The sequence below is a fragment of the Streptomyces sp. YGL11-2 genome (assembly GCF_050054615.1).
In the GTDB taxonomy this organism is placed as follows: Bacteria; Actinomycetota; Actinomycetes; order Streptomycetales; family Streptomycetaceae; genus Streptomyces.
Window position 1 is genome coordinate 179,661 of sequence record NZ_JBNHIN010000016.1, and the last position, 13,991, is coordinate 193,651.

The 13,991-nt window shown below is 70.7% G+C and carries 13 protein-coding genes; 12 read left to right on the forward strand and 1 reads right to left on the reverse strand.

What is annotated here, in order from left to right:
• A partial coding sequence (gene bldD / locus ACO1BR_RS20325) for a transcriptional regulator BldD (RefSeq protein ID WP_426796479.1) occupies positions 1 to 466 on the reverse strand: 466 nt, incomplete at its 3' end.
• A 222-nt stretch (positions 467 to 688) separates the two neighbouring features.
• On the opposite strand from bldD, the gene pyrR reads away from it, so the two are divergent.
• From pyrR to coaBC, 12 genes are all read left to right on the forward strand, one after another.
• Entirely contained in the window at positions 689 to 1,327 is a 639-nt protein-coding gene (gene pyrR, locus ACO1BR_RS20330; protein ID WP_426796480.1) for a bifunctional pyr operon transcriptional regulator/uracil phosphoribosyltransferase PyrR, read from the forward strand.
• A 90-nt stretch (positions 1,328 to 1,417) separates the two neighbouring features.
• Complete coding sequence (locus ACO1BR_RS20335) at positions 1,418 to 2,395, forward strand: aspartate carbamoyltransferase catalytic subunit (RefSeq protein ID WP_426796481.1); 978 nt, start codon at positions 1,418 to 1,420, stop codon at positions 2,393 to 2,395.
• 5 nt (positions 2,396 to 2,400) lie between these two features.
• On the forward strand, positions 2,401 to 3,696 hold the full coding sequence (locus ACO1BR_RS20340) for a dihydroorotase (protein WP_426796482.1): 1,296 nt from the start codon (positions 2,401 to 2,403) through the stop codon (positions 3,694 to 3,696).
• The gene (locus ACO1BR_RS20345; RefSeq protein WP_426796483.1) at positions 3,693 to 4,280 is read left to right on the forward strand and encodes a hypothetical protein; all 588 of its coding nucleotides are present in this window, start codon (positions 3,693 to 3,695) and stop codon (positions 4,278 to 4,280) included. The genes ACO1BR_RS20340 and ACO1BR_RS20345 overlap by 4 nt, the downstream gene beginning before the upstream one ends.
• Positions 4,277 to 5,419, forward strand: a complete 1,143-nt coding sequence (gene carA, locus ACO1BR_RS20350) for a glutamine-hydrolyzing carbamoyl-phosphate synthase small subunit (protein WP_426796484.1) — start codon at positions 4,277 to 4,279, stop codon at positions 5,417 to 5,419. Before ACO1BR_RS20345 ends, carA begins: the two co-directional genes overlap by 4 nt.
• On the forward strand, positions 5,412 to 8,723 hold the full coding sequence (gene carB / locus ACO1BR_RS20355) for a carbamoyl-phosphate synthase large subunit (protein WP_426796485.1): 3,312 nt from the start codon (positions 5,412 to 5,414) through the stop codon (positions 8,721 to 8,723). The genes carA and carB overlap by 8 nt, the downstream gene beginning before the upstream one ends.
• Positions 8,724 to 8,802: 79 nt before the next feature.
• Complete coding sequence (locus tag ACO1BR_RS20360; RefSeq protein ID WP_426796486.1) at positions 8,803 to 9,912, forward strand: quinone-dependent dihydroorotate dehydrogenase; 1,110 nt, start codon at positions 8,803 to 8,805, stop codon at positions 9,910 to 9,912.
• A complete protein-coding gene (pyrF, locus tag ACO1BR_RS20365) occupies positions 9,909 to 10,751 on the forward strand; it encodes an orotidine-5'-phosphate decarboxylase (RefSeq protein ID WP_426796487.1) in 843 nt (280 codons plus the stop codon). Before ACO1BR_RS20360 ends, pyrF begins: the two co-directional genes overlap by 4 nt.
• 205 nt (positions 10,752 to 10,956) lie before the next feature.
• Positions 10,957 to 11,280, forward strand: a complete 324-nt coding sequence (locus ACO1BR_RS20370; protein ID WP_043263484.1) for an integration host factor — start codon at positions 10,957 to 10,959, stop codon at positions 11,278 to 11,280.
• 37 nt (positions 11,281 to 11,317) lie between these two features.
• Positions 11,318 to 11,938: a guanylate kinase gene (gene gmk / locus ACO1BR_RS20375; RefSeq protein WP_426796488.1), complete on the forward strand. Its 621-nt coding sequence runs from the start codon at positions 11,318 to 11,320 to the stop codon at positions 11,936 to 11,938.
• A 94-nt stretch (positions 11,939 to 12,032) separates the two neighbouring features.
• The gene (rpoZ, locus tag ACO1BR_RS20380; RefSeq protein ID WP_159504851.1) at positions 12,033 to 12,308 is read left to right on the forward strand and encodes a DNA-directed RNA polymerase subunit omega; all 276 of its coding nucleotides are present in this window, start codon (positions 12,033 to 12,035) and stop codon (positions 12,306 to 12,308) included.
• An 83-nt stretch (positions 12,309 to 12,391) separates the two neighbouring features.
• Positions 12,392 to 13,663, forward strand: a complete 1,272-nt coding sequence (coaBC, locus tag ACO1BR_RS20385) for a bifunctional phosphopantothenoylcysteine decarboxylase/phosphopantothenate--cysteine ligase CoaBC (protein ID WP_426796489.1) — start codon at positions 12,392 to 12,394, stop codon at positions 13,661 to 13,663.
• Positions 13,664 to 13,991 lie beyond the last annotated feature (328 nt).

Here is a 13,991-nt window from a genome sequence, read left to right on the forward strand (position 1 = left end):
CCGCGTCGAGCACACCCCAGCTGATCAGCTGCTCGGTGAGCACCGAGGGCGACTGGTCGTAGATCACCGCAAGGGTGCGGAGATCGTCCTGTCTGATCGAGAGGACCTTGCCGTTGTAGTCGCCGCGCTGGCTCTGGATGGTGGCGGCGTAGCGCTGGAGCGGGCCGGCCTTCTCCTGCGGGACATGGGCGAGGCGCTCCAGGTCCAGCACCAGCTTCGGCGGCGGCTCGGCAGCGCCGCCGGGCGTCGTGCCCGGGAGCAGCTCCTGCACCGGGACGCCGTAGAAGTCCGCCAGCTCGGCGAGGCGCTGCACGGTTACGGCACGGTCGCCGCGCTCGTAGGACCCCACCACCACGGCCTTCCAGCGGCCCTGGGACTTCTCCTCGACGCCGTGGAGAGAGAGGCCCTGCTGGGTACGGATGGCGCGGAGCTTGGCCCCGAGCTGTTTGGCGTATTCGCTGGACATAAAGCTCCCCAGACGGCTATATGGACATGCGGCTCCGCCGCGTGGCTGGTAACTCACTGTGAGGTTACGCAGCGTAATCTGACTTCGTCAAGCCGAATGGGGCAGACCATCACCCGTCAGGGGGGTGGACTGCTCCTGAGGGGCCTCCTGATAGCCTGAACCACGTAATTCCGACGTCCTTTAAAGTCCGTCCCGTGAGGCGGAGAAGGAGGTCCGTTTCGTATGGACGCAAGCAGTTCCGACACGAGAGTTCAGCTTCCCGCGCGACCGGTGCTGGAAGGCCCGGACATCGCGAGGATGCTCACCCGCATCGCCCACGAGATCGTCGAGCGCGCCAAGGGCGCGGACGACGTGGTGCTGCTGGGGATCCCCACCCGCGGCGTCTCCCTCGCCCGGCGGCTGGCCGCCAAGCTCGAGGAGATCACCGGCCGCGCCATCCCGGTGGGCTCGCTCGACATCACGATGTACCGCGACGACCTGCGGCTGGGCCCGGCCCGCACGCTGGCCCGTACGGACATCCCCGCCGACGGCATCGAGGGCCGGGTTGTCCTCCTCGTCGACGACGTGCTCTTCTCCGGGCGCACCATCCGCGCCGCGCTCGACGCACTGGGCGACATCGGGCGCCCGCGCGCCGTCCAGCTCGCGGTGCTGGTCGACCGAGGCCACCGCGAACTGCCGATCCGTGCCGACTACGTAGGCAAGAACCTCCCCACGTCGCTGCGGGAGACGGTCAAGGTCCAGCTCACCGAGGAGGACGGCCGGGACGCCGTGCTGCTCGGCCTGCGCTCCGCTTCGCTCCGCCTCGGCTCTTCGACCGAGTCCTCGGAAGCCGAGCACAACGCCCCGGCCGGCGAGCGCTAGCGCACCGCGTACGGACCCGGTGACCCCGGGCCCGCACCCATGCCCGTCCACGGATTCTCGTACACCTCCCTCACCACCGGAGAAAACCGGATGAAGCGCCACCTCATCTCGGCCGCCGATCTCACGCGGGACGACGCCGTGCTGATCCTCGACACCGCCGAGGAAATGGCCCGGGTCGCCGACCGGCCGATCAAGAAACTGCCCACCCTGCGCGGACGGACGGTCTGCAACCTCTTCTTCGAGGACTCGACCCGGACCCGGATCTCGTTCGAGGCCGCCGAGAAGCGGCTGTCCGCGGACGTCATCAACTTCGCCGCCAAGGGGTCCAGCGTCTCCAAGGGCGAGTCCCTCAAGGACACCGCCCAGACCCTGGAGGCGATGGGCGTCGACGCCGTGGTCATCCGCCACAGCGCCTCCGGCGCCCCCTACCGGCTCGCCACCTCCGGCTGGATCGACGCCCCCGTCATCAACGCCGGCGACGGCACCCACCAGCACCCCACCCAGGCGCTGCTCGACGCCTTCACCATGCGCCGCCGGCTCATCGGCCCGGACGCCGGGCTCGGCCAGGACCTCGGCGGCAAGCGCGTCACCATCGTCGGCGATGTGCTGCACAGCCGCGTCGCGCGCTCCAACGTCGACCTGCTGCACACCCTCGGCGCCGAGGTCACCCTCGTCGCACCGCCCACCCTGGTGCCGGTCGGCGTCGAGACCTGGCCGTGCGAGGTGTCGTACGACCTCGACAGCGTGCTGCCGAAGTCCGACGCCGTGATGATGCTGCGGGTGCAGCGCGAGCGCATGAACGCCGCGTTCTTCCCGACCGAGCGCGAGTACGCGCGCCGCTACGGCCTGGACGGCGACCGGATGGCGCGGATGCCCGGGAGCGCCATCGTGATGCACCCCGGCCCGATGGTCCGCGGCATGGAGATCACCGCCGAGGTCGCCGACTCCGACCGCTGCACGGTCGTCGAGCAGGTGGCCAACGGCGTGTCCATCCGCATGGCCGTCCTGTACCTGCTGCTGGGCGGCAACGAGCCCGCCGTCACGAACCCCCGTACCGAGGAGAAGTAAGAGACATGAGCAAGATTCTGATCCGCGGTGCGAAGGTGCTCGGCGGCGAGCCGCAGGACGTCGTGATCACGGACGGGACCATCACCGCGGTCGGCACCGATCTGACCGTCTCCAGCGCCGAGGGCGCCCAGGTCTTCGAGGCCGCCGGCAAGATCCTGCTGCCGGGCCTCGTCGACCTGCACACCCACCTGCGCGAGCCGGGTCGGGAGGACTCCGAGACCGTGCTGACCGGCACGCGGGCCGCCGCCTCCGGCGGCTACACGGCCGTGTTCGCCATGGCCAACACCTTCCCCGTCGCCGACACCGCCGGCGTCGTCGAGCAGGTCTACCGGCTCGGCAAGGAGCACGGCTACTGCGACGTGCAGCCCATCGGCGCCGTCACCGTCGGCCTGGAGGGCAGGAAGCTCGCCGAGCTGGGTGCCATGCACGAGTCCGCGGCCGGCGTCACCGTCTTCTCCGACGACGGCAAGTGCGTCGACGACGCCGTGATCATGCGCCGCGCCCTGGAGTACGTGAAGGCGTTCGGCGGGGTCGTCGCGCAGCACGCCCAGGAACCGCGGCTGACCGAGGGCGCCCAGATGAACGAGGGCGTCGTCTCGGCCGAGCTGGGGCTGGGCGGCTGGCCCGCGGTCGCCGAGGAGTCGATCATCGCCCGCGATGTGCTGCTCGCCGAGCACGTCGGGTCCCGGGTGCACATCTGCCACCTGTCGACCGCCGGCAGCGTCGAGATCGTGCGCTGGGCCAAGTCCCGCGGCATCGACGTGACGGCCGAGGTCACCCCGCACCACCTGCTGCTCACCGACGAGATGGTGCGCACCTACAACCCCGTCTACAAGGTCAACCCGCCGCTGCGCACCGAGCGCGACGTCATGGCGCTGCGCGAGGCCCTCGCCGACGGCACGATCGACATCGTGGCCACCGACCACGCCCCGCACCCCCACGAGGACAAGGACTGCGAGTGGGCCGCCGCCGCCATGGGCATGGTGGGCCTGGAGACCGCGCTGTCCGTCGTCCAGCAGACGATGGTGGAGACCGGCCTGCTCACCTGGGCGGACGTCGCGGACCGGATGTCCTTCGCACCGGCCCGGATCGGCCGCGCCGCCGGCCACGGCCGCCCCATCTCGGTAGGCGAGCCCGCCAACCTCACGCTGGTCGATTCCGCTTACCGTGGAGAGGTGGACCCCGCGGGCTTCGCCTCCCGCAGCCGCAACACCCCCTACGAGGGCCGTGAGCTGCCGGGGCGCGTCACCCACACCTTCCTGCGGGGCCGCGCAACGGTCGTCGACGGGAAGCTGGCGTGACTCCTCCACTCATCCACCTGGCCGCAGCGCCGCACTCCGCCCCGGTCACCGACTGGGCCGCGCGGATCGCCTGGGTCGTCGGGCTCCTGGTCTTCGTCGTCTTCGTCTACTGGCTGATGCGCCAGGGCTGGAAGTGGCGCGGCACCCTCCAGGGCGATCTGCCCGAGCTGCCCGCTGCCCCCGCTGACGCGGGCGCGCCCCGTATGACGCTTAGCGGCCGTTACCACGGCTCCACCACCGCCGGGCAGTGGCTCGACCGGATCGTCGCCCGCGGCCTGGGCACCCGCAGCCGCGTCGAGCTGGCCCTGACCGACCGGGGCCTGGACGTCGTACGGCCGGGAGCCGAGGACTTCTTCGTGCCGGCCGCTGCCCTGCGCGGCGCCCGCCTGGACAAGGGCATCGCCGGCAAGGTCCTGACCGAAGGCGGCCTGCTGATCGTCACCTGGGAGCACGGCGACAAGCAGATCGACTCCGGCTTCCGCTCCGACCGGGCCGGCGAGCACCCGGCCTGGGTCGAGGCCATCAACCAGCTCAGCAGCAGCGAGCACACCACCGAGCACACCGAAACGGAAGGCGCACGATGACGACCTCCACCAAGGGGACCGCCAAAATCCCCGCCGTACTCGTCCTGGAGGACGGCCGCACCTTCCGCGGCCGTGCCTACGGGGCCGTGGGGGAGACCTTCGGCGAGGCGGTGTTCTCCACCGGCATGACCGGCTATCAGGAGACGCTGACCGACCCCTCGTACCACCGCCAGGTCGTCATCATGACCGCCCCGCACGTCGGCAACACCGGGGTGAACGACGAGGACCCGGAGTCCGCGCGGATCTGGGTCTCCGGCTACGTGGTCCGCGACCCCGCCCGCGTGCCGTCCAACTGGCGCTCCCGGCGCTCCCTCGACGAGGAGCTGCGCCACCAGGGCGTCGTCGGCATCAGCGGTATCGACACCCGTGCGCTCACCCGCCATCTGCGCGAGCGCGGCGCGATGCGGGTCGGCATCTTCTCCGGCAACGCGCTGCCCGACGCGGGCACGATGCTCGCCGAGGTGCGCCAGGCCCCCGAGATGCAGGGCGCGGACCTCTCCGCCCAGGTCGCCACCAAGGAGCCGTACGTCGTCCCCGCGATCGGTGCGAAGAAGTTCACCGTCGCCGCCGTCGACCTCGGCATCAAGGGCATGACCCCGCACCGGATGGCCGAGCGCGGCATCGAGGTGCACGTCCTGCCGGCCACCGCCACCGCCGAGGACGTCTACGCGGTCGACCCCGACGGCGTGTTCTTCTCCAACGGGCCGGGCGACCCGGCCACCGCCGACCACCCGGTCTCCGTGATGCGCGAGGTGCTCTCGCGGAAGACCCCGCTGTTCGGCATCTGCTTCGGCAACCAGATCCTGGGCCGGGCGCTCGGCTTCGGCACGTACAAGCTCAAGTACGGGCACCGCGGCATCAACCAGCCCGTGCAGGACCGTACGACGGGCAAGGTCGAGGTGACCGCGCACAACCACGGGTTCGCCGTGGACGCGCCGCTCGACAAGGTCTCCGACACCCCCTTCGGCCGCGCCGAGGTCTCCCACGTCTGCCTCAACGACGACGTGGTGGAGGGGCTCCAGCTCCTCGACCAGCCGGCCTTCAGCGTCCAGTACCACCCCGAAGCGGCCGCGGGTCCGCACGACGCCGCGTACCTCTTCGACCGCTTCGTTTCCCTGATGGAGGGCCAGCGTGCCTAAGCGCACCGATATCCAGTCCGTCCTGGTCATCGGCTCCGGCCCGATCGTCATCGGCCAGGCCGCCGAATTCGACTACTCCGGAACCCAGGCATGCCGGGTCCTCAAGTCCGAGGGCCTGCGCGTCATCCTGGTGAACTCCAACCCGGCCACGATCATGACCGACCCGGAGATCGCCGACGCGACGTACGTCGAGCCGATCACCCCGGAGTTCGTCGAGAAGATCATCGCCAAGGAGCGCCCGGACGCCCTGCTGCCCACCCTGGGCGGCCAGACGGCGCTCAACACCGCCATCTCGCTGCACGAGGCCGGCACCCTCGACAAGTACGGCGTCGAGCTGATCGGCGCCAACGTCGAGGCGATCCACAAGGGCGAGGACCGCGACCTGTTCAAGGACGTCGTCGCCGCGGTCAACGCCAAGATCGGCCACGGCGAGTCCGCCCGCTCGGTCATCTGCCACTCCATGGACGACGTCCTCAAGGGCGTCGACGAGCTCGGCGGCTACCCGGTCGTCGTCCGCCCCTCGTTCACCATGGGCGGCGCCGGCTCCGGCTTCGCGCACGACGAGGAGGAGCTGCGCCGGATCGCCGGCCAGGGCCTGACGCTCTCGCCGACCACCGAGGTGCTCCTGGAGGAGTCCATCCTCGGCTGGAAGGAGTACGAGCTGGAGCTGATGCGCGACAAGCACGACAACGTCGTGGTCGTCTGCTCCATCGAGAACTTCGACCCCATGGGCGTGCACACCGGCGACTCGATCACCGTCGCGCCGGCGATGACGCTCACCGACCGCGAGTACCAGATCCTGCGGGACATCGGCATCGCGGTGATCCGCGAGGTCGGCGTGGACACCGGCGGCTGCAACATCCAGTTCGCGGTCAACCCCGAGGACGGCCGGGTGATCGTCATCGAGATGAACCCCCGGGTCTCCCGCTCGTCCGCGCTGGCCTCCAAGGCCACCGGCTTCCCGATCGCGAAGATCGCCGCCCGGCTCGCCGTCGGCTACACCCTCGACGAGATCCCCAACGACATCACCGAGCAGACCCCGGCCTCCTTCGAGCCGACCCTCGACTACGTCGTCGTGAAGGTCCCGCGGTTCGCCTTCGAGAAGTTCCCGGTCGCCGACGCCACCCTCACCACGACCATGAAGTCGGTCGGCGAGGCGATGGCCATCGGCCGCAACTTCACCGAGGCGCTCCAGAAGGCGCTGCGCTCGCTGGAGAAGAAGGGCAGCCAGTTCGCCTTCACCGGTGAGCCCGGCGGCAAGGCGGAGCTGCTGGAGGTGGCCCAGGTCCCGACCGACGGCCGGATCAACACCGTGATGCAGGCGATCCGGGCCGGCGCCACCCCGCAGGAGGTCTTCGACGCCACGAAGATCGACCCGTGGTTCGTCGACCAGCTCTTCCTCGTCAAGGAGGTCGCCGACGAGATCGCCGCGGTCGACAAGCTCGGCCCGGACATCCTTGCGGACGCAAAGCGCCACGGCTTCTCCGACGCCCAGATCGCGGACATCCGCGGCCTGCGCGAGGACGTCGTCCGGGAGGTCCGGCACGCCCTCGGCGTCCGGCCCGTCTACAAGACCGTCGACACCTGCGCGGCCGAGTTCGCGGCGAAGACCCCGTACTTCTACTCGTCCTACGACGAGGAGACCGAGGTCGCCCCGCGCGAGAAGCCGGCCGTGATCATCCTCGGCTCCGGCCCCAACCGCATCGGCCAGGGCATCGAGTTCGACTACTCCTGCGTCCACGCCTCCTTCGCGCTCAGCGGCGCCGGCTACGAGACCGTGATGGTCAACTGCAACCCGGAGACCGTCTCCACCGACTACGACACCTCCGACCGGCTCTACTTCGAGCCGCTCACCCTGGAGGACGTCCTGGAGATCGTGCACGCCGAGACCCAGGCTGGCCCGGTCGCCGGCGTCATCGTCCAGCTCGGCGGGCAGACCCCGCTGGGCCTGGCGCAGGCGCTCAAGGACAACGGCGTGCCGATCGTCGGCACGTCGCCGGAGGCCATCGACCTGGCCGAGGAGCGCGGCGCGTTCGGCCGGGTGCTGACCGAGGCCGGGCTGCCGGCCCCCAAGTACGGCACCGCCTTCTCCTTCGACGAGGCCAAGACGATCGCCGCCGAGATCGGCTACCCGGTCATGGTTCGGCCCTCGTACGTGCTCGGCGGCCGGGGCATGGAGATCGTCTACGACGAGCCGTCGCTGGCCGGGTACCTGGAGCGGCACGCCGGCCTGATCGACCGGCACCCGGTCCTCATCGACCGGTTCCTCGACGACGCCATCGAGATCGACGTCGACGCGCTCTACGACGGCCACGAGCTCTACCTCGGCGGCGTCATGGAGCACATCGAGGAGGCCGGCATCCACTCCGGCGACTCCGCCTGCGCGCTGCCCCCGATCACCCTCGGCGGCTTCGACATCAAGCGGCTGCGGGCCTCAACGGAGGCCATCGCCAAGGGAGTCGGGGTCCGCGGGCTGATCAACATCCAGTTCGCGATGGCCGGCGACATCCTCTACGTCCTCGAAGCCAACCCGCGCGCCTCGCGCACCGTCCCCTTCACCTCGAAGGCCACCGCGGTGCCGCTGGCCAAGGCCGCCGCCCGGATCTCGCTGGGCGCCACCATCGCCGAGCTGCGCGCCGAGGGCATGCTGCCCAGGACCGGCGACGGCGGCACCCTGCCGCTGGACGCGCCGATCTCCGTCAAGGAAGCCGTCATGCCCTGGTCGCGGTTCCGCGACATCCACGGCCGCGGCGTGGACACCGTCCTCGGCCCGGAGATGCGCTCCACCGGCGAGGTCATGGGCATCGACTCGGTCTTCGGCACCGCGTACGCCAAGTCGCAGACCGGCGCCTACGGGGCGCTGCCCACCAAGGGCCGCGCGTTCGTCTCCGTCGCCAACCGCGACAAGCGCTCGATGATCTTCCCGGCCCGCGAGCTGGTCGCCCACGGCTTCGAGCTGCTGGCCACCTCCGGCACCGCCGAGGTGCTGCGCCGCAACGGCATCAAGGCCACCGTGGTGCGCAAGCAGTCCGAGGGCGAGGGCCCCAACGGCGAGAAGACCATCGTCCAGCTGATCCACGACGGGGAGGTCGACCTGATCGTCAACACCCCCTACGGGACCGGCGGCCGGCTCGACGGCTACGACATCCGCACCGCGTCCGTCGCCCGCGGCATCCCCTGCCTGACCACGGTCCAGGCGCTGGCCGCGGCCGTACAGGGCATCGAGGCGATGTCCCGCGGCGACGTCGGGGTGCGCTCCCTCCAGGAGCACGCGCGACATCTGACCGCGGCCCGCGAGGAGTAGGCCCGGGAGGGGGACACCACGGTGGTGTCCCCCTCTTCATGAGCCCACCCGAACCCACCCGCGGAAGGCCCGCCCCACCATGTACCGCCTGTTCTTCCAGCTGTTCTTCCAGCGCATGGACCCCGAGAAGGCCCACCACCTGGCCTTCCGCTGGATCCGCCTGGCCGCCCGTGTGCCCGTGCTGCGCACCTTCGTCGCGGCCGCCCTCGCCCCCCGTTACAAGGAGCTGCGCACCGAGGCCCTGGGCCGCCGGATGCACGGCCCCTTCGGCCTGGCCGCCGGCTTCGACAAGAACGCCGTGGCCATCGACGGGATGACCATGCTCGGCTTCGACCACGTCGAGATCGGCACCGTCACCGCCCAGCCGCAGCCCGGCAATCCGAAGAAGCGGTTGTTCCGGCTGGTGCCGGACCGCGCGCTGATCAACCGGATGGGCTTCAACAACGAGGGCTCGGCGGCCGTCGCGGCCCGTCTGGCCGCCCGGAACCCGGTGTTCCGGACCACCGTCGGCGTCAACATCGGCAAGACCAAGGTCGTCCCGGAAGCCGAGGCGACCGCCGACTACGTCACCTCCACCGAGCGGCTGGCCCGGCACGCCGACTACCTCGTCGTCAACGTCTCCTCCCCGAACACGCCCGGACTGCGCAACCTCCAGGCCGTCGACCACCTGCGCCCGCTGCTGACCGCGGTCCGCGAGGCCGCCGACCGCACGGTCACCGGCCGCCGGGTCCCGCTCCTGGTCAAGATCGCCCCGGACCTGGCCGACGCGGACGTCGACGCGGTCGCCGACCTCGCCCTGGAACTGGGCCTGGACGGCATCATCGCCACCAACACCACGATCGCCCGCGAGGGCCTGGGGCTGGTCTCCGACCCGAAGCTGGTCGCCGAGACCGGCGGCCTCTCCGGCGCGCCCGTCAAGGAGCGCTCCCTGGAGGTGCTGCGCCGCCTGTACGCCCGGGTCGGCGACCGGATCACCCTCATCGGGGTCGGCGGCATCGAGACCGCCGAGGACGCCTGGCAGCGCATCCTCGCCGGCGCCACCCTCGTCCAGGGCTACAGCGCCTTCATCTACGAGGGCCCGTTCTGGTGCCGCGCGATCCACAAGGGCCTGGCCGCGCGCCTGCGCAACAGCCCGTACGCCACCCTCGCCGACGCGGTCGGCGCCGAGCACAAGAAGGTGACCTCATGACGGCCGGACCCGAGCCCTTCGGCGCCCGCCTCCGCCGCGCCATGGACGAGCGCGGTCCGCTCTGCGTCGGCATCGACCCGCACGCCTCGCTGCTGGCCGACTGGGGCCTGAACGACGATGTCGCGGGCCTGGCCCGCTTCACCCGCACCGTCGTGGAGGCGCTGGGCGAGCAGGTCGCCGTCTTCAAGCCGCAGTCCGCGTTCTTCGAGCGCTTCGGCTCGCGCGGCGTCGCCGTCCTGGAGACCGCGGTCGAGGAGGCGCGCGAGCGCGGCGCGCTGATCCTCATGGACGCCAAGCGCGGCGACATCGGTTCCACGATGAGCGCGTACGCCGAGGCGTTCCTGCGCACGGACTCGCCGCTGTTCTCGGACGCGCTGACGGTCTCCCCGTACCTGGGCTACGGCTCCCTGCGGCCGGCCGTCGAGCTGGCGCGGGAGAGCGGCGCCGGGCTGTTCGTGCTCGGACTCACCTCGAACCCGGAGGGCGCGGAGGTCCAGCGGGCGGTGCGCGAGGACGGCCGCACCGTCGCCGCCACGATGCTCGGCCACCTCGCCGCGGACAACGCCGGGCAGGCGCCGCTCGGGTCCTTCGGCGCGGTCGTCGGGGCCACCCTCGGCGATCTCTCCTCGTTCGATCTGGCGATCAACGGGCCGCTGCTGGCCCCCGGCATCGGAGCGCAGGGCGCCACCCCCGCCGACCTGCCCACCGTCTTCGGCGACACGGTCCGCAACGTGGTGCCGAGCGTCAGCCGGGGGGTGCTGCGGCACGGCCCGGACACCGCGGCGCTGCGCGCGGCGGCGGCCCGTTTCGCCGACGAAGTGCGGGCAGCGGTCGGATAAGGCGGTCATTTGGTCCCGAAATGTCCTGGTCAGCAGAGTCTGACCAGGACTTTTCGTCTGTTCTCGCTGACTCCGGCGCGATCGGCCGCTAGTCTCCGACGAGAGCACTGCACGTAAGCGCGTTGCTCGTTGCTCCGCTCATGCGGGGCGACTAGGTTCCACACCGGTCCGTATCCGACAGTTCGACATCCGAGGTGACGTAGGCGTGGCTCTTCCGCCCCTTACCCCTGAACAGCGCGCTGCCGCGCTCGAAAAGGCCGCCGCGGCTCGCCGGGAGCGCGCCGAGGTCAAGAATCGGCTCAAGCACTCCGGTGCCTCCCTCCATGAGGTCATCAAGCAGGGTCAGGAGAACGACGTCATCGGCAAGATGAAGGTCTCCGCCCTGCTGGAGTCCCTGCCCGGCGTGGGCAAGGTCCGCGCCAAGCAGATCATGGAGCGGCTCGGCATCTCCGAGAGCCGCCGTGTACGCGGCCTCGGCTCCAACCAGATCGCATCGCTGGAGCGCGAGTTCGGCAGCCCCGCTTCCTGATTTTCCGGCACCGCCCGGAAGCTGGAATAATCGCTGCATGAGTTCTGCAGTCTCCCGGGGGATGGCCCCCGTCCCCCCGGCCAGACAACCGCGGCTGACCGTGCTCTCCGGCCCCTCGGGGGTCGGCAAGAGCACGGTCGTCGCGCATATGCGCAAGGTCCACCCCGAGGTCTGGCTCTCGGTTTCGGCCACCACCCGCAAACCGCGCCCCGGGGAGCGCCACGGCGTCCAGTACTTCTTCGTCGACAACGAGGAATTCGACAAGCTGGTCGCCAATGGCGAGCTGCTGGAATGGGCCGAATTCGCGGGCAACCGCTACGGCACCCCCCGTAAGGCGGTGCTGGACCGGCTGGAGTCCGGGGAGCCCGTCCTGCTGGAGATCGACCTGCAGGGCGCCCGCCAGGTCCGCGAGTCCATGGCCGATGCCCACCTGGTCTTCCTGGCCCCGCCGAGCTGGGAGGAACTGGTGCGCCGGCTCACCGGCCGCGGCACCGAGGCGCCCGAGGTCATCGAGCGCCGGCTGGAGGCCGCCAGGATCGAGCTGGCTGCGGAGAAGGAGTTCGATGTGACTCTCGTCAACACCTCCGTCGAGGACGTCAGCCGTGAGCTGCTAGCCTTCATGCTGCGTCGATCTGGGGACCGGGACGCCAGCAGCTGACCCGATCCTGATCCCGGCGCCGCGGATTTTCCGTTTCAGCATTTTCAGCGTGTCCACGCTGCCACCTGCTTCATCCCCTTTCGGAAGGTAGAGAGTGTCCTCTTCCATCACCGCACCCGAGGGCATCATCAACCCGCCCATTGATGAGCTTCTCGAGGCCACCGACTCGAAGTACAGCCTCGTGATCTACGCCGCCAAGCGCGCGCGCCAGATCAACGCGTACTACTCCCAGCTCGGCGAGGGCCTGCTGGAGTACGTCGGCCCGCTGGTCGACACGCATGTCCACGAGAAGCCGCTGTCGATCGCGCTCCGCGAGATCAACGCGGGTCTGCTGACCTCCGAGTCCGTCGAGGGCCCGGCCACCCAGTAAGCGGTGGTGCAGATTCCTCATCGAGGGCCCGGCAGAGCGTCTGCCGGGCCCTTGGTGTGTCATTAGGACATACGTTGCGCGTCATGCGTTCGGACCGAGGCTCGGGGAGCGGCGAAGCGATGGAGAAGCGGGAGCGGGAGCGGCCGAGGGTCGTCCTGGGGGTCAGCGGCGGGATCGCCGCGTACAAGGCGTGCGAGCTGCTGCGGCAGTTCACCGAGTCGGGCCACGACGTACGGGTCGTGCCGACGGCCGCGTCGCTGCACTTCATCGGCGAGGCCACCTGGGCCGCACTCTCCGGCAACCCGGCCTCCACCGAGGTCTGGGAGTCCGTCCACGAGGTCCCGCACGTCCGGATCGGGCAGCACGCCGACCTCGTGGTCGTCGCCCCGGCCACCGCCGACATGCTCGCCAAGGCCGCCCACGGCCTCGCCGACGACCTGCTGACCAACACGCTCCTCACCGCCCGCTGCCCGGTGGTCTTCGCGCCCGCGATGCACACCGAGATGTGGGAGAACCCGGCCACCCAGGAGAACGTCGCCACGCTGCGGCGCCGTGGCGCGATCGTCATCGAGCCCGCCGTCGGCCGGCTGACCGGCGTCGACACCGGCAAGGGCCGGTTCCCCGACCCCGTCGAGATCTTCCAGCTCTGTCGCCAGGTGCTGGCCCGCGGCGCCAAGGGGCTCCTGCAGGACCTCGCGGGCCGCCATGTCGTGGTCAGTGCGGGCGGCACCCGGGAGCCGCTGGACCCCGTGCGCTACCTGGGCAACCGCTCCTCCGGCAAGCAGGGCTACGCGCTCGCCCGCACGGCCGCGGCCCGCGGTGCGCGGGTCACCCTCGTCGCGGGCAACACCGAACTGCCCGATCCGGCCGGCGTCGACGTGATCCACATCGGCACCGCCGGGCAGCTGCGCGAGTCCGTGCTGAAGGCCGCGGCGGACGCCGACGCGGTGGTGATGGCCGCCGCCGTCGCGGACTTCCGGCCCGCCGTCTACGCCCCCGGCAAGATCAAGAAGCGGGAGGGCCAGGAGCCGGAACCCGTCACGCTGGTACGGAATCCGGACATCCTCGCCGAGCTCTCCGCCGACCGGGCCCGCCCCGGCCGGCTGGTCGTCGGCTTCGCCGCGGAGACCGACGACGTCCTGGCCAACGGCCGCGCCAAGCTCGCCCGCAAGGGCTGCGATCTGCTCGTCGTCAACGAGGTCGGCGAGCACAAGGCGTTCGGCTCGGCCGAGAACGAGGCCGTGATCCTGGCCACGGACGGCACCGAGACACCCGTCCCGTACGGCCCCAAGGAAGCCCTCGCCGACACCCTCTGGGACCTGGTCGCCCCCCGCCTGGCGGGCCCCGGCCGCTGACCCGGGGGAGTCCTGGGGGGCGCGCCACCGCCCTGGAGGGGTCCCCCTCATTACTCCCACTGGCCCCGCAAAATTCGGCATGTCCTCTTGACCCGACCGATTCTCAAGGTGATCGTCACTAGCGTGTGGCGTGGTGTCCCAGGTCACGGGGGTTCCATAAATCGAGACTGCGTGCCCGAGCGCCACATGCGACCCGTAAACTGGCAGTGGATTCGGCCGAGCGCAGCTCTCGGCCCTTCCGCCAATGATCAGCCAGCAGCCGCTGCAACCCCAGGGAGCGATGTGTCCCGCCGCCTGTTCACCTCGGAGTCCGTCACCGAGGGCCACC